Annotated in this window: 1 pseudogene; it reads right to left on the bottom strand. The window is 66.8% G+C overall.

Annotation, left to right across the window (positions count from 1 at the left end):
• Nucleotides 1–238 (bottom strand): annotated as a pseudogene (locus ACZ267_RS13040) (putative DNA modification/repair radical SAM protein); the annotation flags it as partial.

Raw genomic sequence — 238 nt, 5'->3', positions numbered from 1 at the left:
CCCGTAGAACCGCATCAGCCAGTCGGCCTGGTAGAGCCTGTGCTCGCGCACCAGCGGCGGCGCGATCAGCGGCAGGGCGCGGCTGGCATCGGGAATCGGGCTGAACGCCGAGTAGTAGACGCGCTTGAGCCTGTAGGCACCATAGAGATTAGCGCTTGTTGTGAGGATGGTCTGGTCGCTTGCGCCATCCGCACCGACGATCATCTGCGTGCTCTGGCCGGCCGGCGCGAAGCGCGGC

This window comes from Staphylococcus sp. AC872 (genome assembly GCF_979255425.1).
The sequence above is the reverse complement of the archived record's forward strand: the minus strand, read 5'-3'. Positions and strand labels throughout refer to the sequence as shown.